The organism is Pseudomonas sp. R25(2017), assembly GCF_002112565.1.
GTDB lineage: Bacteria > Pseudomonadota > Gammaproteobacteria > Pseudomonadales > Pseudomonadaceae > Aquipseudomonas > Aquipseudomonas ekonensis.
On the sequence record NZ_NEHZ01000009.1, the window covers coordinates 101937 to 122686 of the forward strand.

At 65.8% G+C, this 20750-nt stretch carries 19 protein-coding genes; 12 read left to right on the plus strand and 7 right to left on the minus strand.

Going from position 1 to position 20750, the window contains the following annotated elements:
• Positions 1-42: 42 nt before the first annotated feature.
• Positions 43-945, minus strand: a complete 903-nt coding sequence (gene hslO, locus CAG31_RS13830) for an Hsp33 family molecular chaperone HslO (RefSeq protein ID WP_085581958.1) — start codon at positions 943-945, stop codon at positions 43-45.
• A gap of 103 nt (positions 946-1048) precedes the next feature.
• On the opposite strand from hslO, the gene CAG31_RS13835 reads away from it, so the two are divergent.
• A complete protein-coding gene (locus CAG31_RS13835; protein WP_085581960.1) occupies positions 1049-1849 on the plus strand; it encodes a phosphatase PAP2 family protein in 801 nt (266 codons plus the stop codon).
• A gap of 87 nt (positions 1850-1936) precedes the next feature.
• Here the strand turns inward: CAG31_RS13835 and CAG31_RS13840 are convergent, their stop codons facing one another.
• Positions 1937-2344, minus strand: a complete 408-nt coding sequence (locus CAG31_RS13840) for an RNA-binding S4 domain-containing protein (protein WP_085581962.1) — start codon at positions 2342-2344, stop codon at positions 1937-1939.
• Between the two features lie 211 nt (positions 2345-2555).
• Here CAG31_RS13840 and CAG31_RS13845 point away from each other — a divergent pair, with 211 nt between their 5' ends.
• Positions 2556-3002: an ATP-dependent zinc protease gene (locus CAG31_RS13845; RefSeq protein ID WP_170930020.1), complete on the plus strand. Its 447-nt coding sequence runs from the start codon at positions 2556-2558 to the stop codon at positions 3000-3002.
• Positions 2999-3904, plus strand: a complete 906-nt coding sequence (gene rimK / locus CAG31_RS13850) for a 30S ribosomal protein S6--L-glutamate ligase (protein ID WP_065257794.1) — start codon at positions 2999-3001, stop codon at positions 3902-3904. Before CAG31_RS13845 ends, rimK begins: the two co-directional genes overlap by 4 nt.
• A 153-nt stretch (positions 3905-4057) precedes the next feature.
• Here the strand turns inward: rimK and CAG31_RS13855 are convergent, their stop codons facing one another.
• The gene (locus CAG31_RS13855; protein WP_085581966.1) at positions 4058-5371 is read right to left on the minus strand and encodes an ATP-binding protein; all 1314 of its coding nucleotides are present in this window, start codon (positions 5369-5371) and stop codon (positions 4058-4060) included.
• Positions 5372-5472: 101 nt separating this feature from the next.
• A complete protein-coding gene (gene ompR / locus CAG31_RS13860) occupies positions 5473-6213 on the minus strand; it encodes a two-component system response regulator OmpR (protein WP_085581968.1) in 741 nt (246 codons plus the stop codon).
• Positions 6214-6576: 363 nt separating this feature from the next.
• Between ompR and CAG31_RS13865 the strand changes: the two genes are divergently transcribed.
• From CAG31_RS13865 to tauD, 7 genes are all read left to right on the plus strand, one after another.
• Positions 6577-8901 (plus strand): Tex family protein, encoded by a 2325-nt coding sequence (locus CAG31_RS13865; RefSeq protein ID WP_085581970.1) that lies wholly within the window; start codon positions 6577-6579, stop codon positions 8899-8901.
• Complete coding sequence (locus tag CAG31_RS13870; protein ID WP_085581972.1) at positions 8901-9284, plus strand: PaaI family thioesterase; 384 nt, start codon at positions 8901-8903, stop codon at positions 9282-9284. Before CAG31_RS13865 ends, CAG31_RS13870 begins: the two co-directional genes overlap by 1 nt.
• Before the next feature lie 269 nt (positions 9285-9553).
• Complete coding sequence (gshA, locus tag CAG31_RS13875) at positions 9554-11137, plus strand: glutamate--cysteine ligase (protein WP_085581974.1); 1584 nt, start codon at positions 9554-9556, stop codon at positions 11135-11137.
• 214 nt (positions 11138-11351) lie between these two features.
• Positions 11352-12329: a taurine ABC transporter substrate-binding protein gene (gene tauA / locus CAG31_RS13880; protein ID WP_085581976.1), complete on the plus strand. Its 978-nt coding sequence runs from the start codon at positions 11352-11354 to the stop codon at positions 12327-12329.
• A 16-nt stretch (positions 12330-12345) separates the two neighbouring features.
• Positions 12346-13140, plus strand: a complete 795-nt coding sequence (gene tauB / locus CAG31_RS13885; protein ID WP_085581978.1) for a taurine ABC transporter ATP-binding subunit — start codon at positions 12346-12348, stop codon at positions 13138-13140.
• Positions 13137-13976, plus strand: a complete 840-nt coding sequence (tauC, locus tag CAG31_RS13890; RefSeq protein WP_085581980.1) for a taurine ABC transporter permease TauC — start codon at positions 13137-13139, stop codon at positions 13974-13976. Before tauB ends, tauC begins: the two co-directional genes overlap by 4 nt.
• Before the next feature lie 109 nt (positions 13977-14085).
• Positions 14086-14928, plus strand: a complete 843-nt coding sequence (gene tauD / locus CAG31_RS13895; protein WP_085581982.1) for a taurine dioxygenase — start codon at positions 14086-14088, stop codon at positions 14926-14928.
• An 84-nt stretch (positions 14929-15012) separates the two neighbouring features.
• Here tauD and mgrA read toward each other — a convergent pair whose 3' ends face one another.
• Positions 15013-16050 (minus strand): L-glyceraldehyde 3-phosphate reductase, encoded by a 1038-nt coding sequence (gene mgrA, locus CAG31_RS13900; RefSeq protein ID WP_085581984.1) that lies wholly within the window; start codon positions 16048-16050, stop codon positions 15013-15015.
• Positions 16051-16331: 281 nt separating this feature from the next.
• Entirely contained in the window at positions 16332-17225 is an 894-nt protein-coding gene (locus tag CAG31_RS13905) for a LysR family transcriptional regulator (RefSeq protein WP_085581986.1), read from the minus strand.
• 123 nt (positions 17226-17348) lie between these two features.
• On the opposite strand from CAG31_RS13905, the gene CAG31_RS13910 reads away from it, so the two are divergent.
• Together CAG31_RS13910 and CAG31_RS13915 are read left to right on the plus strand one after the other, a co-directional pair.
• On the plus strand, positions 17349-18089 hold the full coding sequence (locus CAG31_RS13910; RefSeq protein ID WP_085581988.1) for an SDR family oxidoreductase: 741 nt from the start codon (positions 17349-17351) through the stop codon (positions 18087-18089).
• Positions 18090-18180: 91 nt separating this feature from the next.
• Positions 18181-18441, plus strand: coding sequence for a hypothetical protein (locus CAG31_RS13915; RefSeq protein WP_085581990.1), 261 nt, complete (start codon positions 18181-18183; stop codon positions 18439-18441).
• 23 nt (positions 18442-18464) lie between these two features.
• Here the strand turns inward: CAG31_RS13915 and betT are convergent, their stop codons facing one another.
• The gene (betT, locus tag CAG31_RS13920) at positions 18465-20465 is read right to left on the minus strand and encodes a choline transporter BetT (protein WP_085581992.1); all 2001 of its coding nucleotides are present in this window, start codon (positions 20463-20465) and stop codon (positions 18465-18467) included.
• Positions 20466-20750: the final 285 nt, after the last annotated feature.

Below are 20750 nucleotides of genomic sequence, written 5' to 3' on the forward strand. Positions count from 1 at the left end.
TAATCCGTCGCCGGGCAGTGAATTTACCTGCGCTGAACCGTTTTAGTGCCGGGTATCTGACGGTGTCTCGACACCCGCGCCGGCGAACAATTGAGCGATGTCCGCCGCGTCGAACAGGTAGCGCTCGTTGCAGAACTGGCAATCGATCTCGACCTGGCCGCCGTGTTCGGCCACCAATTGCTGCGCATCCTCAAGACCCAGACTGACCAGCGCATTGCCCGAACGCTCCCGGGAGCAGCTGCAGCGGAAACGCAGTTTCTGCACATCGAACAGGCGCACCTGCTCTTCATGGTAGAGGCGATGGAGCACGGTTTCGTTGTCCAGGCTCAGCAGTTCGTCGGCGGTCAGGGTGCTGGCCAGCGCAGTGATGTGCTGCCAGCTCGCGGCGCGCTCCTCTTCGTCCTTCAGGCGGTCGGCCGGCAGTTGCTGCAGCAGCAGGCCACGGGCGCGACGGCCGTCGGCGTACAGCTTGAAGCGGGTGCCCACCTGCTGGGACATGACGAAGTAGTTGGTGAAGCAGTCGGACAGGGTCTCGCCGTCGAGGTCGACGATGCCCTGGTAGCGCTGGCCGGCGGTCGGGTCGACGGTCAGGGCCAGCACGCCGTTGGGCATCAGGTCGGCCAGGGACGCGTTCGGCGCGATCTGATCGGCGTGGTAGCGGGCCAGGCCACGGATCTCGCGCTCGCTGGAGCACTCGATCATCAGCAGCGGCACCGGGCCTTCGGAGCGGGCCTGAAGGATCAGCAGACCGTCGAATTTGAGGGTGCCCACCAGCAGCGAGGCGGCCGCCATGAGCTCGCCCAGCAGCTGCGCCACCGGCTCCGGATAGGGGTGCTTGGCGAGGACTTCGGCGTAGCTGCGCTCCAGCGCCACCAGTTCGCCGCGGGTGTCGCTGTCATCGAAGATGAAGCGTTGGGTGTAGTCGGTATCCGGGAAATCGGTCATGGGCTCGGTATCTGAATAAGATGACAAAATGGTTACAAAAGATGAAAATTTGCGCTTCTTGGCACCCTTTTTGGTGCGCCTGTTCTGCCACGGGAGGCATTTTATGAACAATCCGGGTTTGTTCCAATCAAGGTGGAACCTCGGCCGGCTGGTTCTGTGCAACGCGGTGCCGTTGGCACTGCTGGCTTTCTGGTTATGGCCTACGGGCCAGATGCTGTGTTCGGTTTTCGACGAGTGGCTGTTCCGCTCACTCAACGCGCCATTGGCCAGCAACCCCATATGGCTCCACATCTGGGCAATTGCAAGTCTGCGCCCTTTCGACATCGTGGTCGGCCTGATCCTCCTGACACTGCTGATCAAGGGCGACTGGGTCTTCAAGGCCACCGACGTGCGCCGCGCCTTCTTCGGTTTCTTCTCGATCCTGCTGCTGATGGTGGTCATCCGCGCCCTGTTCTCCAAGTTCGCCGACCACATGGGCTGGCAGCACAGCAGCCCGTCGATGGTGCTGGAGGGGGCGGTGCACATCAGCGATTTCTTCCCGCACCTGGAAAAGACCTGGGAGCTGAAGGACCGTTCGAGCCAGAGCTTCCCCGGTGACCACGCTTCGGTGCTGCTGATCTGGGCGCTGTTCATGGGCGTGTTCAGCCGCACCGCCGGCCAGCGCCTGACGGTCTGGGGCCTGGCGCTGCTGTTCATGCTGCCGCGGCTGGTGGCCGGCGCGCATTGGGGCCAGGACGACTACATCGGCGGTCTGCTGCTGGCCGTGTGGGCGCTGGGCTGGGGCTACTACACGCCGTTCGCGCACCATGCCGCGAACTTCTGGCTGAAGGTGACGGCGCCGGTCTTCGCCCTGCTGGGCAAGTTGCCGGTGGTGTCGCGGATGAGTGTGGTGCGCGGCGTCTGATACTGCCTCGGGTGCGGGCAGGCTCGCTCCCGCACTGGTCGAACAGCGTTCGACCGGGCCTGCCCTGAATCCAACGAAACAGCGGCGCTATTCGCCGCTGCTGCTCCCACGAAACTTGAACAGATCCCGCCGCTGTTTCTTGCTCGGCTTGCCGTCGGTGCTCACCCCCAGCGCGCCGGCCTTGCGCATCGCCGCTGCCGCTTCGCGCTTGGCGACGCTGGCGTCGGTCTCGGCATACAGCGTCTGCGCCTCGGGCGCGCCGCGGCGCACGATCGACAAGGCCTGAACCACCACCGTGCGTTCATCGAAGCCGGTGCGGATCTCGAATTCATCGCCGATGCGTGGCTCTTTGCCAGGCTTGCAACGCTCCCCCCGACAATGCACCTTGCCGCTCTCGATGGCCGCCTTGGCCAACGCACGGGTTTTGTAGAACCGCGCCGCCCACAGCCATTTGTCGAGACGGACCTTGTCGTCCTCTTCGCTTTTTTGTGCCATGGATTTTCCTCATTCTGAAATATTGGTGAACTGTACTACCGTTTCTGTCGTGCCATGAACGGCGCCGTCCCGGATTACAATCCGGCCCGCAGATATCTGTCGCCTTTTAACCCTTATTCTGCGTGAATACCGCCATTGCGGCCCCCGGGCCGGACGGTCTCACCGGCTGAGCATTTTTTTGAAGACATTTGACCATTTGACCGTCGTCGGTCTGCGCGAGTGGGTGGCGCTCCCGGATCTGGGAGTGGCGGGCCTGCGGGCGAAGATCGACACCGGCGCCAGCACCTCCAGCCTCCACGCCACCGACATCGAGCCGTTCGAGCGCGACGGCGAGAAGTGGGTGCGCTTCACCGCGCACCTGGGCACGGTGGTGCAACTGCGCCACCGGCGCTGCGAAGCACCGCTGGTCACCCGAAAGACCATCAAGAGCTCCAACGGCCAGGCCCAGGTGCGCTACGTGATCAGCACCACCCTGGCCCTGGGCGACCGGGTCTGGCCGGTCGAATTCACCCTCGCCTGCCGCAAGTCCATGCGCTATCGCCTGCTGCTCGGTTCCAAAGCCCTGATCGACGGCCAGCTGGTGGTCAGTCCGGGCGTCAAGTATGTACAAGACAAGCCGGTGTTCCCGGTATCTACCTCCTCCACAGGTGTTGCATGAAGATCGCTGTGCTGTCGCGGAACCCGCGTCTGTATTCCACCCGCCGTCTGGTCGAAGCCGGAACCGAACGCGGGCATGAAATGGTGGTGATCGACACCTTGCGCGCCTACATGAACATCGCCAGCCACAAGCCGCAGATCCACTACCGCGGCAAGCCGCTGGAAGGCTTCGACGCGGTGATCCCGCGGATCGGCGCGTCGGTGACGTTCTACGGCTGCGCGGTGTTGCGTCAGTTCGAGATGATGGGGGTGTTTCCGCTCAACGAATCGGTGGCCATCGCCCGTTCGCGGGACAAGCTGCGTTCGCTGCAGCTGCTGTCGCGCCGCGGCATCGGCCTACCGGTGACCGGTTTCGCCCACTCGCCGGACGACATTCCCGACCTGATCGACATGGTCAACGGCGCCCCCCTGGTGATCAAGGTGCTGGAAGGCACCCAGGGCATCGGCGTGGTGCTGTGCGAAACCGCGACCGCCGCCGAGTCCGTGATCGAGGCGTTCATGGGCCTGAAGCAGAACATCATGGTGCAGGAATACATCAAGGAAGCCGGCGGCGCGGACATCCGCTGCTTCGTGGTCGGCGACAAGGTGATCGCGGCGATGAAGCGCCAGGCCAAGCCGGGGGAGTTCCGCTCCAACCTGCACCGCGGCGGCAGCGCCAGCCTGATCAAGATCACCCCCGAGGAACGCATGACCGCCCTGCGGGCCGCCAAGGTGATGGGGCTGACCGTGGCCGGCGTGGACATCCTGCGCTCCAATCACGGGCCGCTGGTGATGGAGGTGAACTCCTCGCCCGGTCTGGAAGGGATCGAGACCACCACCGGCAAGAACGTGGCCGGGATCATCATCGAACACCTCGAGAAGAACGGCGGGCCGAACATGACCCGCACCAAGGGCAAAGGCTGACCTTCACAGAAGGGGCGGCCGCAAGGCCGCCATCGCGGGCAGGCTCGCTCCCACAGATTCCGCGCCGTTCACGACGGCTGTGAACGCCCCAGATCAATGTGGGAGCGAGCCTGCTCGCGATGAGGCCCTCAGCCCCACGGAAGATCCGGCCCGCTAGACCGCATCCCGCGGCAGCATCAACCCCAACGGCAACCGCACCCGCGCCTCCAGCCCGCCGCCGGAGCGGTTGCGCAGTTCCACGTTGCCGCCGTGCATCGAAGCGATCCGCTTGACGATCGCCAGGCCCAGCCCGGTGCCCTTGCCGCCCCGTGCGCGGTCGCCGCGGGTGAACGGGTTGAAGATCGCCTCCAGCTCCGCCGGGTCGATCCCCGCCCCGCGGTCCATCACGCTCAGCACCACATACGGAGCGCTGGTGTCGCCGGACACGTAGGCCGCCACCTCCACGCCGCTGCCGGCATGGTTCAGCGCGTTGCCGATCAAGTTATTGAGCAGGCGCTTCATCGACACCCGGCGCAGCGGGAACGGCTGGATCGGCTCCAGGCGCAGGCGCACCTTTTCTTCGTTCTGGTTGTAGGGCGCCGCCACCTCGCGCACCAGGTCGCTCAGGTCCACCTCCTCCACCGTCTCGTCCCGTCCGTCACGGATGAAGGCCAGGAACTGGTCGAGGATCGCGTCCATGTCTTCGATGTCGCGCACCATGTCGTTGGTGAGGTCGGTGCGGTCGCCCATCAGTTCCAGCGACAGCCGCAACCGGGTGAGCGGCGTGCGCAGGTCATGGGAAACCCCGGCCAGCATCAGTTCGCGCTCGCGGCCCGCCTGCTCCACGTCTTCGGCCATCTGGTTGAAGGCGCGGTACACCTCGGTCATCTCGCTGGGGGTGTCGCTGATCGGCAGCCGCACGCTGCGGCCCTGGCCGAGTTGCCGGGCGGCATAGACCAGGCGCTTGAGCGGCTGGTTGAGCTGGCTGACGAAGATCCACGCCGACGCGGTGGACAGCAGCCCGATGGCCAGGAACCAGCCGAGCACGTTCCAGATCTTCTGCCCGCGCAACGGGTGCGGGTACAGCGGCACCTTCAGCCAGCCGTCGCCCAGGCTCGGCGCCCGCACCCACAAGGCCGGCGGCGAATGCATGCGCAGACGCACTTCGGTGTCGGCGCCGAGTTCGGCCTGCATCTGCCGCTGGTAGATCTCGCTGTACGGCCAATGCTGCTCGCCTTCCGGCACCCCGGCGCCCACCACCCGGATCAGGGTCGCGGCATCGGCGATCTTCGCGCGGTTCTCTTCGTCGGCCGCCCAATAGGCGCGCAGCGTCAGGGCGACGCCGTGGCTGTATTGGCGGTCCACCAGCACGTCCTCGTTCATCAGCAGGTACACCAGGGTCAGGGCCTTGGAGAACAGCACGACGATGAGCACCAGCCACAAGGTGCGGGAAAAGAAACTTTGGGGGAACCAGACGGGGGTCTTCATGAATAGCCGCTACACGCTTGCAGGAGCGAGCCATGCTCGCACATTGCGGAGGGCGAGTCTGCCGGCGAACATCCGCCAGACCCGCTACTGCAGATCACCGGTCACTTGGTGGAGTTGCCGTCCGGCACGAACACATAGCCCACGCCCCAGACGGTCTGGATGTAGCGCGGTTTGGACGGATCGGGTTCGATCATCCGGCGCAGACGGGAAATCTGCACGTCGATGGAGCGCTCCAGCGCATCCCATTCCCGGCCACGGGCCAGGTTCATCAGCTTGTCGCGGGTCAGCGGCTGGCGGGCGTTCATCACCAGTGCCTTGAGCACCGCGAATTCGCCGGTGGTCAGCATGTGCACTTCGTCACCGCGCTTGAGTTCGCGGGTGGCCAGGGACAGCACGTAATCGCCGAAGGTGACGTTTTCGTCTTCGCTGCCCGGTGCGCCCGGCACGGCCGGAGCCTGACGGCGCAGCACGGCCTTGACGCGGGCCATCAGCTCGTCGGGGTTGAACGGCTTGGCCAGGTAATCGTCGGCGCCCAGTTCCAGGCCCTTGATGCGGCTCAGCTCGTCGCCCTTGGCGGTGAGCATGATGATCGGAATCTGATTGTTCGCGGCCCGCAGGCGGCGGCATGCGGTCAAGCCGTCTTCGCCTGGCAGCATCAGGTCGAGGACGACCAGGTTGAACACTTCGCGGGACAGCAGACGGTCCATCTGCTCGGTGTTCGGTACGGCACGGGCACGGTAGCCCTTGCTGACGAAAAAGCGCTCCAGCAGGCTGCTCAGCCCCGGATCGTCGTCAACGATGAGAATTTTTTCGCCTTCAGCAGTTTGTGCAGTGCTGCTCATTGGATGCTCCTTTTAGCTCGGCGCGCATTATGGCGTAGCTGCCGTTATACGCACCGTGTGCATTGTTAGCAGATTTTTCCTTCACTGCCAGAAAACCGGGGCTTGTGCCTACACGGCCCGACGCCCCCGAATGACAGAACGCCGGTTATAATGCGCGGCCTTTTGTGCCAGGCAACGTCTGAATCGTTACCGTTGGTGGCCAAGCCCTATTTTTCATGTCCACCGCAGTAATCGTTCGGTTTCACGGGTCAATGGTCTGCTCCCTTGGCCCAGGCAGCGGCAAGCGCCAGGCCGCACAACCAGGTTCCGGGCCTTCATCCTTCGCGCCTGCGGACCTGCTTTCACAATTTGTCAGGTGGTTTTATGGACAGCATCAACAGCCGCATCGCCGAGGAACTCGGCGTACGCCCGCAACAGGTCGAAGCGGCCGTCGCGCTACTCGATGAAGGCTCTACCGTTCCCTTCATCGCCCGATACCGGAAAGAAGTGACCGGCAGCCTCGATGACACCCAGCTGCGTCATCTGGAAGAGCGCCTGCGCTACCTGCGCGAACTCGACGAACGGCGCGTCAGCATCCTCGCCAGCATCCAGGAGCAGGGCAAGCTCACCCCCGCACTCGAACGCGACATCAAGCTCGCCGACACCAAGACCCGCCTCGAAGACCTGTACCTGCCGTACAAGCAGAAGCGCCGCACCAAGGGCCAGATCGCCCTGGAAGCCGGCCTCGGCGAACTGGCCGACGGCCTGTTCAACGACCCGTCGCTGGCGCCGGAAGCCGAAGCCGCCCGCTTCATCGACGCCGACAAAGGCGTGGCCGACGCCAAGGCCGCCCTGGAGGGCGCCAAGTACATCCTCATGGAACGCTTCGCCGAAGACGCGGGCCTGCTGGAGAAACTGCGATCCTTCCTCAAGCAGGAAGCCACGATCAGCGCCCGCGTGATCGCCGGCAAGGAAGAGGAAGGCGCCAAGTTCCGCGACTACTTCGAACACGACGAACCGCTCAAGAGCATGCCGTCGCACCGCGCCCTGGCGATCTTCCGCGGCCGCAACGAAGGCATCCTCAGCTCGGCCCTGAAGGTCGGCGAGGAACTGCCGGGCACCCTGCACCCGTGCGAAGGCATGATCGGCCAGCACGTCGGCATCCAGAACCAGAACCGCCCCGCGGACAAATGGCTGGGCGAGGTGGTGCGCTGGACCTGGAAGGTCAAGCTCTACACTCACCTTGAGACCGACCTGCTCGGCGAACTGCGCGACGGCGCCGAGACCGAGGCGATCAACGTATTCGCCCACAACCTGCACGACCTGCTGCTGGCCGCCCCGGCCGGCCCGCGCGCGACCCTGGGCCTGGACCCGGGCCTGCGCACCGGCTGCAAGGTCGCGGTGGTCGATGCCACCGGCAAGCTGCTGGATCACGCCACGGTCTACCCGCACGTGCCGCACAACAAGTGGGACCAGACCCTGGCCATCCTGGCGGCCCTGTGTGCCAAGCACTCGGTCGACCTGATCGCCATCGGCAACGGCACCGCCAGCCGTGAGACCGACAAGCTGGCCATCGAGCTGATCAAGAAATACCCGGCCATGAAGATGACCAAGGTCATGGTGTCCGAGGCCGGCGCGTCGGTGTACTCGGCCTCGGAACTGGCCGCGAAGGAATTCCCGGATCTGGACGTGTCGATCCGCGGCGCGGTGTCCATCGCCCGCCGCCTGCAGGATCCTCTGGCGGAGCTGGTGAAGATCGATCCGAAATCCATCGGCGTCGGCCAGTACCAGCACGACGTGTCGCAGCTGAAGCTGGCGCGCAGCCTGGACGCCGTGGTCGAGGACTGCGTGAACGCCGTGGGCGTGGACGTGAACACCGCGTCCGTGGCCCTGCTGGCGCGGATCTCCGGCCTCAACGCCACCCTGGCGCAGAACATCGTCGCCCACCGTGACGAGCACGGCGCGTTCAAGACCCGCGCCGCGCTGAAGAAAGTCGCGCGCCTGGGCGAGAAAACCTTCGAACAGGCCGCCGGCTTCCTGCGCGTGATGAACGGCGACAACCCGCTGGACGCATCGGCCGTGCACCCGGAAGCCTATCCGCTGGTCAAGCGCATCGCCGCCGAGACCGACCGCGACATCCGCTCGCTGATCGGCGACACCGGGTTCCTCAAGCGCCTGGACCCGAAGAAATTCACCGACGAGACCTTCGGCCTGCCGACCGTCACCGACATCCTCCAGGAACTGGACAAGCCGGGCCGCGACCCGCGTCCGGAGTTCAAGACCGCCGAGTTCCAGGAAGGCGTCGAAGACCTCAAGGACCTGCAGCCGGGGATGATCCTCGAAGGCGTGGTGACCAACGTCACGGCGTTCGGTGCGTTCGTCGACATCGGCGTGCACCAGGACGGCCTGGTGCACATCTCGGCCCTGTCGGAGAAGTTCATCAAGGATCCGCGCGAGGCGGTGAAGGCCGGCGACGTGGTGAAGGTCAAGGTCATGGAAGTCGACATCCCGCGCAAACGCGTCGGCCTGTCGATGCGCATGAGCGACACGCCGGGCGAGAAGATCGACGGCGCCCGCGGCTCGCGTCCGGGCTCGGCGCCGCGCCAGGGTTCGAACAACGCGCCGCGCAAGGAAACCGCCACCGCCGCACCGGCCAACAACGCCATGGCGTCCCTGTTCGCCAACGCCAAGCAGTTGAAGAAGAAGTGATGGACATTCCCGCCGGGCTCGTCGAGAGCGCGTTCTTCAAGCTGTTGGGCTGCCGTCTGCACAGCCTGGAGACCGGGGTGGCGCAAGTCGCCCTGGCGCTGGAGCCGCCGCTGCGCAACCGTGGCGGCAAGCTGCACGGCGGCGCGCTGTTCAGCCTGGTCGACATCGCCATGGGGCTGGCTTGCTCCAGCACCCACGGCTTCGACCAGCAGAGCGCGACCATCGAGTGCAAGATCAACTACATCCGCGCCGTGTCCGACGGCGAGGTGCTGTGCACGGCCCGGGTGATCCACCCGGGCCGGCGCACGCTGGTGGTCGAGGCCGACGTGATGCAGGGCGACAAGCTGGTCGCAAAAGCGCAAGGCACGTTCGCTGTCCTGTAGCTAGCCGTCACCGATTTGGGTTAATTTCGGCGCAACGAAACCTGTGGGAGCGAGCCTGCTCGCGAAGAGGGTGCATCAGCAACGAAAGTGCTGGCTGACACACCGCCTTCGCGAGCAGGCTCGCTCCCACGGGGAATGTGCAGTTCTTGACTGACCGGCAAACGGCCTGCCGCTCCAAAACCAGGCGAAAACGCCAGTTTCAACTTCACCCTTGTAGACCGTCCTGCCCACCCCCATATTGGGGCGACTGACGCGTGAAGGAATCCAAATTGAGCGAACTTCTCAACCGCCGCCTGGCCCTGCTCGGCGAGCGCGCCAACCTCTCCCTGCTCGAGCAGTGCCTGCACGGCATCGAACGTGAATGCCTGCGCGTGACCGGCGAGGGCCGCCTGGCGCAGACGCCGCATCCCGAGGCCCTGGGTTCCGCGCTGACCAACGAACAGATCACCACCGACTATTCCGAGTCGCTGCTGGAGTTCATCACGCCTGCCCTGCCCGACCCGGCCGACACCCTGGCCAGCCTGGAGCGCATCCACCGCTTCGCCTACAGCAAGCTCGGCAACGAGTACCTGTGGAGCCCGTCGATGCCGTGCCCGCTGCCGGCCGAAGAAGACATCCCGATCGCGTACTACGGCACCTCCAACATCGGTCGGCTCAAGTACGTCTACCGTCAGGGCCTGGCGCTGCGCTACGGCAAGACCATGCAGTGCATTGCCGGGATCCACTACAACTTCTCCCTGCCGGAAGGGCTCTGGCCGCTGCTCAAGCAGACCGAGGGCTTCGAAGGCAGCGACCGCGACTTCCAGTCCGCGTCCTACATCGCCCTGATCCGCAATTTCCGCCGCTACAGCTGGCTGCTGATGTACCTGTTCGGCGCCTCGCCTGCGCTGGACGCAGGCTTCCTGCGCGGCCGCCCGCACCAGCTCGAACAGCTCGATCCGGACACCCTGTACCTGCCCTACGCCACCAGCCTGCGCATGAGCGACCTGGGTTACCAGAGCAATGCCCAGGCCGGCCTGACGCCGTGCTACAACGATCTGTCCAGCTACACCGACAGCCTGCGCAAGGCCGTCGCCACGCCGTATGCGCCGTACGTCGAGATCGGCACGCACCAGGACGGCGAGTGGGTGCAGCTGAACACCAACATCCTGCAGATCGAAAACGAGTACTACTCCAACATCCGCCCCAAACGCGTGACCTACACCGGCGAACGGCCGATCCAGGCGCTGATGGCCCGCGGGATCCAGTACGTCGAAGTGCGCTGCCTGGACATCAACCCGTTCCTGCCGATGGGCATCGACGTCACCGAGGCGCGTTTCCTCGACGCGTTCCTGCTGTACTGCGCGCTCAACGACAGCCCGCTGCTGACCAGCACCAGCTGCGGCAACGCCACGTCGAACTTCCTCAGCGTGGTCAAGGAAGGCCGCCGTCCCGGCCTGCAGCTGCAGCGTGACGGACAGCCGGTGGACATGAAGCAATGGGCGAGCGAACTGCTGGAGCACATCGCGCCGCTGGCGGCCCTGCTGGACCGCAGCCAGGGCAGCGATGCCCACGGCAAGGCGCTGGACGCGCAGCGGGCCAAGGTCAGCGACCCGTCGCTGACGCCGTCGGCCCAGGTGCTGGCGGCGATGGCCGCGCACAAGGAAAGCTTCGCGCAGTTCTCCCTGCGCCAGAGCCAGGCCCATGCCGATTTCTTCCGCAGCGAGCCCCTTGCCGCCGAGGAGCAGGCCCGGTTCGAAGCGCTGGCGCACTCGTCGCTGGAGCAGCAGGCGGAGCTGGAACAGAACGAGGTCGGCGATTTCGACGTGTTCGTCGGGGCCTACCAGGCGAGCATCCTGGCGATCAGCAACTAGCCTGCGAGGATCCTGCGGATTCTGTCGCGAGCAGGCTCGCTCCCACAGGTGACGGCGGTGATGCCGCCGCACCTGCTCGCGGTGGCGGAATCCTGGCGGCCCTTTAGATTTTTCCGCTCATAAGTTAATTCTAAAAAGTTATTTATTTTTAGATTCTTAGATCATTTAGTCTCCTTTCACGCCGACGACCGGTGGCCTGACAAGGAGCTCTCCCATGAAACTGAATGTCCCGCTTCGCCTGCTGGCGGTGGCCACCCTGGCCGCCGCAAGCTTCCTGGCCCAGGCCGCCGACCTCACCGTCGCCTACCAGACCACCGTCGACCCGGCGAAAGTCGCCCAGGCCGACGGCGCCTACGAGAAGGCCACCAAGGCCGACATCAGCTGGCGCAAGTTCGACAACGGCGCCGACATCATCGCCGCCATCGCCTCCGGCGACGTGCAGATCGGCTACCTCGGCTCAAGCCCGCTGACCGCGGCGGTCACCCGCAAGGTGCCGGTGGAGACATTCCTCATCGCCACCCAGATCGGCGCCGCCGAAGCGCTGGTCGCCCGCGACGGCGCCGGCATCAAGACACCGCAGGACCTGGTGGGCAAGAAAATCGCCGTGCCGTTCGTTTCCACCGGCCACTACAGCCTGCTGGCCGCCCTGAAGCATTGGAACATCGACCCGTCGAAAGTCACCGTGCTCAACCTCGCGCCACCGGCGATCATCGCCGCGTGGAAACGCGGTGACATCGACGCCACCTACGTCTGGGATCCTGCCCTGGGCGTGGCCAAGGAAAACGGCAAGGTGCTGATCACCTCCGGCGAGCTGGCCAAGTTCGGCGCGCCGACCTTCGATGCGTGGATCGTGCGCAAGGACTTCGCGCAGAAGCATCCGGAGATCGTCACCGCGTTCGCCAAGGTCACCCTCGACGCCTACGCCGACTACCGCAAGGACCCGAAAGCCTGGCTCGCCGACACGAGCAACGTCGACAAGCTGGTGAAGCTGTCCGGCGCCAAGGCCAGCGACATTCCGCTGCTGCTGCAAGGCAACGTCTACCCGCTGGCGGCGGATCAGGTCAACGACCTCGGCGCGCCGACCACCAAGGCCATCACCGACACCGCCGTGTTCCTCAAGGAGCAAGGCAAGGTCGAGGCCGTGCTGCCGGACTACGCGCCGTACGTCAGCGCCCAGTACATCACCAACTGATCGGGAGTCGACCGCGATGGCCTTGCTTTCGCTGGAGCGCATCAGCGCACAGTACCCCGGCAGCCCGGAACCGGTGCTGTCGGATATTTCCCTGACCCTCGGCCCCCGGCAACTGCTGGTGGCCCTCGGCCCGTCCGGCAGCGGCAAGACTTCGCTGTTGAACCTGATCGCCGGTTTCGTCGACCCCAGCGCCGGGCGCATCACCCTCGACGGCGTGCCGGTCAAGGGGCCGGGCGCCGAACGCGGCGTGGTGTTCCAGGACGACGCCCTGCTGCCCTGGCAGGACGTGCTGGCCAATGTGGCCTTCGGGCTCGAACTGGCCGGCGTGCCCCGGGACAAGCGCGAGCGGCGCGCCCGGGAAATGCTCGCGCTGGTGGACCTGGCCGGTTTCGAGAGCCGCCGCGTCTGGCAACTCTCCGGCGGCCAGAAGCAGCGTGTCGGCCTGGCCCGCGCCCTGGCCGCCGATCCGCGCGTGCTGCTGATGGACGAACCCTTCGGCGCCCTCGACGCCTTCACCCGCGAACAGATGCAGGAACTGCTGCTGCAAGTCTGGCAACGCACCGCCAAACCGGTGTTCCTGATCACCCACGACATCGAAGAGGCAGTGTTCCTCGCCACCGACCTGATCCTGCTGGCGCCCAACCCCGGGCAGATCGTCGAACGCCTGCACCTGGACTTCGGCCAGCGCTACGCCGCCGGCGAACCGGCGCGGTCGATCAAGTCCGACCCGCGCTTCATCGAAACCCGCGAACACGTGCTCGGCAAAGTGTTCTCCCAACGCAACGCCGTCCGGCTACAGGAGCGCGCATGAGCAGCTACGACGTTTCCGCCGCCACGGTGAAACCTTCCAAACCCTCGACGTCCATTGCGGTGCGGCGCAGCCTGAGCACCCGCTGGATCAGTGTGCTGACCCTGTTCGCCCTGCTGCTGGCCTGGTGGGCGGTGACCGCCACCGGCCTGATCGAACCGCTGTTCCTGCCGCCGCCCGCCGCCGTACTGCAAAAGGGCTGGTTGCTGGCCACCAGCGGCTACATGGACTCGACCCTGTGGCAGCACCTGGGCGCCAGCCTGAGCCGCATCGGCCTGGGTCTGGGCTTCGCCATCCTGACCGCCGTGCCGGTGGGCATCGCCATCGGCGCCAACCGCATCGCCCGCGGCGTGCTCGATCCGCTGATCGAGTTCTACCGGCCGATCCCGCCGCTCGCCTACCTGCCGCTGATCGTGATCTGGTGCGGCATCGGCGAGGTGTCGAAAGTGCTGCTGATCTACCTGGCGATCTTCGCGCCGATCGCGATCGCCACCGCCACCGGCGTGCGCACGGTCGACCCGGCCAAGCTGCGGGCCGCCCAGTCGTTGGGCGCCACCCGCGGGCAACTGATCCGCCATGTGATCCTGCCCAGCGCCCTGCCGGACATCCTCACCGGCATCCGCATCGGCCTTGGCGTTGGCTGGTCGACCCTGGTCGCCGCCGAACTGATCGCCGCCACCAGCGGGCTGGGTTTCATGGTGCAGTCGGCGGCGCAGTTCCTGGTGACCGACGTGGTGGTGCTGGGGATCCTGGTCATCGCCCTGATCGCCTTCGCCATGGAAATGGGCCTGCGCGCCCTGCAGCGCAGACTGGTGCCGTGGCACGGCCAGGCCCACTGACTTTTTCCCTTGCGGGAGCCGGCCTGCTGGCGATGGCGCCAGCCCGGGCACCGCAGACAGTCGCTCCCACCGCTTGAACAGCCCTCCACCGAATATTGATGAGAACACCATGAGCGACCTGAACATCGTTCCCTTAAGCCCGGCCCTCGGCGCGCAGATCAGCGGCGTCGACATCAGCCAGCCATTGAGCCAGGAGCAGCGCGACGCCATCGGCCAGGCGCTGCTCAAGCACCAGGTGCTGTTCTTCCGCAACCAGCCCATCGAGCCTGCGCAGCAGGCGCGCTTCGCCGCGTACTTCGGCGACCTGCACATCCACCCGATCTACCCCAACGTGCCGGAACAGCCCGAAGTGCTGATCCTCGACACCGCCGTCACCGACGTGCGCGACAACGCAATCTGGCACACCGACGTGACCTTCCTGCCGACCCCGGCGATGGGCGCGGTGCTCAGCGCCAAGCTCCTGCCGGAGTACGGCGGCGACACCCTGTGGGCCAGCGGCATCGCGGCCTATGAAGCGCTGTCGGCGCCGGTGAAGGCCCTGCTCGAAGGGCTGACCGCCACCCATGACTTCACCCGCTCGTTTCCGCTGGAGCGCTACGGCAACACGCCCGAAGCGCTGGCGCAGTGGGAAGAGGCACGGCGCAAGAACCCGCCGCTGTCGCACCCGGTGATCCGCACCCACCCGGTGAGCGGGCGCCGCTCGCTGTTCGTCAACGAAGGCTTCACCTCGAAGATCAATGAACTGTCGGAGACCGAAAGCGAGGCGATCCTCAAGTTCCTGTTCGCCCACGCCACCCGGCCGGAATTCACCATCCGCTGGCGCTGGCAGAAGGACGACATCGCGTTCTGGGACAACCGCGTGACCCAGCATTACGCAGTGGACGACTACCGCCCCGCCCGGCGGGTGATGCAGCGGGCGACGGTGTTGGGGGATGTGCCGTTCTTTCGCTGACGGCTGCGTCGCCGGTTCCGGCCCCATCGCCAGCCTGCTGGCGATGACGGTGTGACAGGCGCCGCAGGATCCGGCGCCTGACGCTTACTCGGCCGTCGACGGCTTCTCCCACAGATTGATCCCGCCCTCCTGGGCGAACCGATCGATTTCAGCCAGCTCTTCAGCGCTGAAGCTCAGGTTCTTCAGCGCCCCGACGTTCTCGATGATCTGCTCCGGCCGGCTCGCGCCGATCAGCGCCGAGGTCACCCGCGGATCGCGCAGCGTCCAGGCCAGCGCCAGTTGCGCCAGGCTCTGGCCACGACGCTTGGCGATCTCGTTCAGCGCCCGCACATGGGTGATGTTGGCCTCGGACAGGTGCGACGCCTGCAGCGAACCGCCGCCCGGACGGTTGACCCGCGCATCGGCCGGCACGCCATTGAGGTACTTGTCGGTCAACAGGCCCTGCGCCAGCGGGGTGAAGGCGATCACCCCGGTGCCGAGCTCGTCGGTGGTGTCGAGCAGGTCCTTTTCCACCCAGCGGTTGAGCAGGTTGTAGGCCGGCTGGTGGATCAGCAGCGGCACTTTCCACTCCTTGAGCAGCGCGGCGATTTCGCGGGTCTTCACCCCGGAATACGAAGAGATGCCGACGTACAGCGCCTTGCCCTGCTGCACGGCGGTGGCGAGGGCGCCGGCGGTCTCCTCCAGCGGGGTGTCCGGATCGAAGCGGTGGGAATAGAAGATGTCCACGTAGTCCACGCCCAGCCGTTGCAGGCTCTGGTCGAGGCTGGCCAGCACGTACTTGCGCGAACCGCCGCCCTGGCCGTAAGGGCCCGGCCACATGTCCCAACCGGCCTTGCTGGAGATGATCAGCTCGTCGCGGTAGCCCTTGAAGTCTTCGCGCAGCAGGCGGCCGAAGTTGATCTCAGCGCTGCCGTAGGGCGGGCCGTAGTTGTTGGCCAGGTCGAAGTGGTTGATCCCCAGGTCGAACGCCGTGCGCAGCAAGGCACGCTGGGTGTCGATCGGCGTGCTGTCGCCGAAGTTGTGCCACAGGCCCAGGGACAGCGCCGGCAACACCAGGCCGCTGCGGCCCACGCGGCGGTAAGGGAGGGTGTCGTAGCGGTTTTCGGCAGCGGTGTAAGTCATCGAATCCTCTCTAGATTAAGTTTCAGCCATCGTCGGTCGGACATTTCCTGTGGCGAGGGAGCTGGCTCCCGCTCGGTTGCGCAGCGACCGCCGGTGCAGCGGTGCTTTGACAGACCGAAGCTGCTCAGCATACGCCCAAGCGGGCCCCTGCCCACCTCGGATTCGACCTATGGCTGAATCGTTTCACATCAGGAAGGGAAAAGACGCCGCCACCCCGTCTTCACAGATCCTTGTCGACCTGCTGACGATGGCGCCAGCCAAAACGCCTCAAGACCTTCGGCCTAACGGGAAACCTGTGCAAAGACCTCGCTCAACCAGTCCACGAACACCCGTACCCGCGGCGACAGGTGCCGGTTGTGCGGGTACAGCACCGACACCGGCATCGGTGGCGGCGGCGTGTCGGGCAGGACTTCCCGTATCAGGCCCTGGTCGATCTGGCTCTGCATGCGGTAGTGCGGGCACTGGATCAGGCCCAGGCCGGCGATGGCGGAGGCCGCGTAGATCTCGGCGCCGGACACCGAGACCGCCCCGTCGATGGCGACCTCCGTGCGTTCGCCGTCGACCATGAATTCGAAGGGAAACACCCGGGTGGTGCTGCGCGAGACGTAGTTCACCGCGCGATGGTCTTTCAGCTCGGCCAGGCTGCGGGGCTCGCCGAACCTGCGCAGGTAGGCGGGGCTGGCGCAGGTGATCTGCCGCAGGCTGGCCACGCGCTTGCCGATCAGCGTCGAGTCGCCGAGGGTGCCGGCGCGCAGCACGCAATCGACGCCTTCGGCGATCAGGTCGACGAAGCGGTCGGCCTCGCTGATCGACAGTTCGATGTCCGGGTAGCGCGCCATGAACTGCGGCAACGCCGGGATCACGAAATGCCGGGCCAACGTACCTTGCATATCGACCCGCAGCCGCCCCTTCGGCACCACGCTGCGGAACGCCAGTTCGGCGTCCTCCAGCTCCGCAAGCAACTGCACGCAACGCCGGTAATAAGCCTCGCCGTCCAGGGTCGGACGCACCTTGCGCGTGCTGCGCTCCAGCAGGCGCGTGCCGAGCCAGGCTTCGAACTGGTTGAGGGTGTGGGTCAGGGTGGCCCGGGGCAGGTTCAGGTCGGCGGCGGCCTGGGTGAAGCTGCTGCGCTCGTAGATCCGCACGAACGCCTTCATCGCTTTGACTTGATCCACGGCGGGCTCCCGGCCTTCGATTGTTGGCGGATGTTGAACAGTCAAGGCAACTTTGCGGCATTTATCCAGCACAGGCAAACAGGTGAAATGACTCCCACTTCCCCCGCACACAGGAACACAGCCATGACCCAGCACACTTCGAAAGTCGCCCTCGTGACCGGCGCCTCCCGCGGCATCGGCGCGGTGATCGCCAAGCAATTGGCCGAGGACGGTTTCGCCGTCGCCGTCAATTACGCCAACAGCGCCGACGAAGCTTCCCGGCTTGTCGTCGAACTGCGCCAGGCCGGCCACCGGGCCATGGCCATCCAGGGCGACGTGGCCGACGCCGCCGACGTGCGGCGCCTGTTCGACGAGACCGAAGCGCACCTGGGCAAGGTCGACGTGCTGGTGAACAACGCCGGCATCCTCAAGGTGCTGCCGCTGGCCCAGCACAGCGACGAGTTGTTCGAGCAGACCTTCAACATCCACGCCCGCGGCACCTTCAACACGATGCGCGAGGCGGCGGCTCGGCTGAACGACGGCGGACGGATCATCAACTTCTCCAGCAGCACCGTCGGCCTCAACCTGCCGGGCTACGCGGTGTACATCGCCAGCAAGGCGGCAGTGGAATCGCTGACCCAGGTGTTCGCCAAGGAAATGCGCGGGCGCAACGTCACGGTCAACGCCGTGGCGCCGGGGCCGGTGGCCACCGAGCTGTTCCTGCACGGCAAGAGCGAGGAGCAGATCCAGACCTACGCGAAGATGCCGCCGCTGGAACGCCTGGGGCAGCCGGAGGACATTGCCCGGGTGGTGTCGTTCCTGGCGAGCCCGGCGGCGGACTGGGTCAACGGACAGATCCTGCGGGCCAACGGCGGGCTGGTTTGACTATGCTCTGAACAGGCCCGCAGCGGCCCCGTCGCCGGCTGGCTGGCGATGGGATCCGCCCAGGCGAAACGACACCGACAGGCAGCCTCTCATGCACACCACCATCATCATCACCTTCGGCCTGATCCTGCTGGCGCTGATGCTGTACATCGGCGAACGCATCGGCTTTTCCCGCCAGACCCTGGCCTACGGCTTCGCCGCCCTGTGGCTGGCGCTGACGGTGATCAACGGCGCGGTCGGCATGGTGCACGGCAAGCAGACGCTGAGCACCGAACTGATGGTCGGCAGCGCCGTGTTCGGCGTGCCGGTGGCGGCGATGGTGCTGTTCATGGTGCTGAGCGCCGAGGCCTGAGACCGCCCCGGCGCCCGCCGGGCTCAACGCACCAGGTGCAGGAACTGCATGTGCCGTTCGTACTGGTCGAGGATGTCGTTGATGATCTGCTCCTTGGTGTAGCCCACCAGGTCGTAGTCCTGGCTGCCCTCGCTCAAGTGCACTTCGGCGCGGTAGTAGCGGCGGTTGTTGAGCTGCTTGGAACCCATGCCGCCCCGGGCGAACGACGGCGTGAAATAGCCGCGCATCTGCACCTGGTAGATGAACGGGTGCCGTTCGCCGTGGCCGATCTCCAGGCTGACGCTGTCGTGGGCCGGATCCGGCTGCGTGACCACATGCAGACCCTTCTCGACGAACACCGCCGTCACCTCTTCGATGGCCGGCTTCACGGTGCTGTCCATGAACCGGTACACCTCGTCCCGCGACGGGAAATGCACCGCCTGGCTCAGGCGCTGCCGCCAGCCACCCTTGCCGCGCCGCGAACCGGACACCGGCGCCAGCGAATGCAATTGCGCGATCTGCTTCTGCGACTCCAGGTAGAACGCCTTGTGCAGCCCCCACATCATCAGCAGCAGGATCAACGAGAACGGCAGTGAGGTCAGCACCACCGCCGACTTCAGCGCATCGATGCTGCCGGAGAACAGCAGCGCGCTGGTGATCAGCGCCGTCATCGCGCCCCAGAACACCCGCAGCCATTTCGGCCCGTCCTCGTCCGGGCCGCCGCCCTTGGCCGACAGGGTCGAGAGCACCACGGTGCCGGAGTCGGCGGAGGTGACGAAGAACACGAAGCTGATGAACACCGTCACCGCGATGACGGTCTTGCTCCACGGGTAGGTCTCCAGCAGCAGGTAGAGGGTCATCGACGGGTCGTCGATGGCCGACAGGCCGAGGGCCTCCATGCCGTGGTTGAGCACCTGGTCGATGGCGCTGTTGCCGAAGATCGACATCCACGCCAGGGTGAAGCCCAACGGAATCAGCAGCACGCCGAAGACGAATTCGCGGATGGTGCGGCCCCGGGAGATCCGCGCGATGAACAGGCCCACGAACGGCGACCAAGCGATCCACCAGGCCCAGTAGAACACGGTCCAGCCGCCGAGCCAGTCGCTGGGCTTGTCGTAGGCGTAGAGGTCGAAGCTCTTGGTCGGCAGCGCGCCGAGGTAATCGCCCAGGTTCTGGATCAGGGTGTTGAGCAGGTGCTGGGTGGGCCCGGCGAACAGCACGAACAGCAGCAGCGCGCAGGCCAGCAGCATGTTGATGTCGGACATCACCCGCACGCCCTTGTCGACCCCGGACACGGCGACGGTGATCGCCGCGCCCATCATCAGGACGATCAGGCCGACCTGGATCCACTGGGTGTGGGCGATGCCGAACAGGTAGTCCAGGCCGGAGTTGAGGTGCAGCACGCCGAAGCCCATGTCCGCGCCGAGGCCGAACACCGTGGCGATGATGCCGAAGCCGTCCACCGCGTAGCCGATGGGGCCGTTGATGCGTTTGCCGATCAGCGGATAGAGCGCCGAGCGCAACGCCAGCGGCAGGTTGTGGCGGTACGCGCAGTACGCCAGCGCCATGCCGACGAAGGCGAACACGCCCCAGCCGTGCAGGCCCCAGTGCAGGAACAGGATCTGCATCGCCTGGCGCGCGGCGTCCGCCGTGCCGGCCTCGCCCTGGGGCGGCTGGAGCATGTGGGTCAACGGCTCCGACACGCAGAAGAAAAACAGGGTGATGCTGATCCCGGCGGCGAACAGCATGCCGGCCCAGGACAGGTAACTGAATTCGGGTTCGTCGTGGTCGGCACCGAGCTTGATCTTGCCGTAGCCAGACAGCGCGGTGACCACCACGAAGACCAGATACAGGGTCATCGCCAGCATGTAGTACCAGCCGACCGTGTTGGCCGCCCAGTCCTGGGCCTTCAGCAGCCAGGCGCCGGCCGCCTCCGGCAGGGAAATCACGACGAGGCCGAACAGCAGGATGACCGTCGCGGCGAACCAGAACACCGGCGGGTTCATGCGCACCTGGGCGCTGGCGGGGGTGGACGATGCACTCATGGACGGTGCACCTCGAAGGGGTGGAACATGGCTGAAATGATCGGACTCAGCAAAGGCAAGCCTCCTGTTGTGAGCGGGCAGCGGACTGCCGGTTTAACTTGAATGAACGTTCAAGTTAAACATGGATAGCACGCTAAGGACTAATCGCAAGGCCGAGCGGTCGCTCGCCCCTGCGGGCTCAAGGAGGGTTATGACGCAGGTTCGGAGGGATTCGTTCAGTGGCGAATTGGCCGGGTGCCACTATCCGGGCCGGCCTGAGTCCGTTCGACGGGCCCGCGACGGCGC